Origin of the sequence: Aquabacterium sp., from assembly GCF_049274795.1 — a bacterium.
Classification (GTDB): domain Bacteria; phylum Pseudomonadota; class Gammaproteobacteria; order Burkholderiales; family Burkholderiaceae_C; genus Aquabacterium.
The window spans coordinates 1-1,791 of record NZ_JBASTH010000034.1 but is presented as its reverse complement, the minus strand read 5'-3'; the positions used below and the strand labels follow the sequence as shown (position 1 = coordinate 1,791).

1 protein-coding gene is annotated in these 1,791 nt (G+C 59.4%); it reads right to left on the bottom strand.

Going from position 1 to position 1,791, the window contains the following annotated elements; translation table 11 throughout:
• Positions 1-18: 18 nt before the first annotated feature.
• Entirely contained in the window at positions 19-1,599 is a 1,581-nt protein-coding gene (locus WAQ08_RS04955) for an ABC transporter substrate-binding protein (RefSeq protein ID WP_422189580.1), read from the bottom strand.
• Positions 1,600-1,791 lie beyond the last annotated feature (192 nt).

The window sequence follows — 1,791 nt, the reverse complement described above, 5'->3', positions numbered from 1 at the left end:
TCTTCAGGCTGAGCGAGGTCAGTTCACCTTGACCGTACGCATGTCCACGCGGTTATCGGCACGGTGGACCAGTTCCACGTTCTTCTTCATGGCCCATGGGATCACCTGGTCATGCAGCGGAATGTGGGACACCGTATCGTTTGACAGTTGCAACGCTTCGGTAAGCATGCGCGAGCGCACGGGCGCATCAGTTTCAGCCTTGATGCGGTCCACCAAGTAGTCCATGCGCTGGTTGCTGTAGCGACCCACGTTGTAGTTGCCGTCGCCGCCCTGCCCCACAGTGCGCACCAGCGACTGCAGGCTATACAGTGCATCGAAGGTCGGCACGCCCCAGCCCAGCATGTAGATGCTGGCTTCGTAGCGCTGAATCATCGGGAAGTAGTTCACCAGCGGCAGCGTGCGCAGCTTGGCCTTCACGCCCACACGCGACCACATGGCGGTCACAGCCTGGCAGATGGCTTCATCATTGATGTAGCGGTTGTTCGGGCAGGCAAAGTCCACCTCAAAACCGTCGGGATAGCCCGCTTCGGCCAGCAGCTTCTTGGATGCCTCCACGCTGTACGGGAAACGCTTGCCCACCGCTTCGGTGTAACCCGCCACCTGAGGCGACACCAAGGTTCCAGTCGGCTTGCCCAGGCCGCGCATGATGTTGCGCGAGATCGTCTCGGCATCAATGGCCTGGTACAGGGCCTTGCGCACGCGCACGTCCTTGAGCGGGTTCTTGCCCTTGATGTTGGAGCCGGGAAGTTCTTCGCGGAACTGGTCCATGCCCAGGAAGATGGTGCGGTTCTCGATGCCGTCAATCACCTTCAGCTCAGGGCTGGCGCGCAGGCGGCCCAGATCCTGGGGCGTGGGGTCCAGCACCATGTCCACCTCGCCCGAAATCAGCGCTGCGATCCGCGTGGCATTGGACTTGATCGGCGTGTAGATGATTTCGGTCACGTTGCCGTCCATCTTGCCCCACCAGTTGGGGTTGCGCTTGAACACCATCTTCACATCGGGCTGCCACGAATCCAGCGTGTAGGGGCCGGTTCCCATGGCGTTGCGGTGTGCAAAATTCTCGTCCGAGCCCTTGATGTCCTTGGGCTCGACCGACTTGTTCTTTTCCGCCCAGGCCTTGCTCATGATGCGCAGCTCGGTCATCTGGCGCAGCAGCACGGGGTTGGGCGCCGACAGAATGACGTCGAAGGTCTGGGCGTCCACCTTGTTGACCTTGCTGATGCCCTGCACATACGGCGTGAAGTTCGACGTCTTGGCCATGGCCCGCTGAATCGAATACACGGCATCATCGGTCGTCAGCGGCGAACCATCATGAAACTTGACGCCCTGGCGCAGCGTAAAACGCACCTGCGTGGGGCTGATCTCCTTCCAGGCCGTCGCCAGCACGGGTTCCACATCGAACGTCTTGCTGTTGTAGTACACCAGGCTTTCATACACGTTGGCATGAAGGCCGTTTTGCAGCGCATTATTTTGGGAGTGAATGTCCCAGGTCGCGATTTCCCCCTGACTGGCCCATTTGAAGGGCTTGGCCTGCAATGACGGCGCAAACAGCAGCGCGGCAGCAGCAGCCACCGACAAAAGACTGTGGTTGAGTTTCATGGAACCCTCTTTAATAAAAGTTTTACTATGCAGTAAAGGTTGCTCTATAGCCAACGGTAAATCCCTGAATCCCGGGCGCCACGAAGGGCCTCTGAAGGCTATTTCCGAGAGTTTTGAGTATGCAAGGATGGTGCCAGCGCGGCGCACCAAGACGCTCCAGCAGCCAAGCCCCTACGTGAGGAGGGTACGGGG

Excerpts from the sequence above, each read along its gene's own strand:
- WAQ08_RS04955 (WP_422189580.1), bottom strand. The coding sequence starts at position 1,599 with ATGAAACTCAACCACAGTCTTTTGTCGGTGGCTGCTGCTGCCGCGCTG.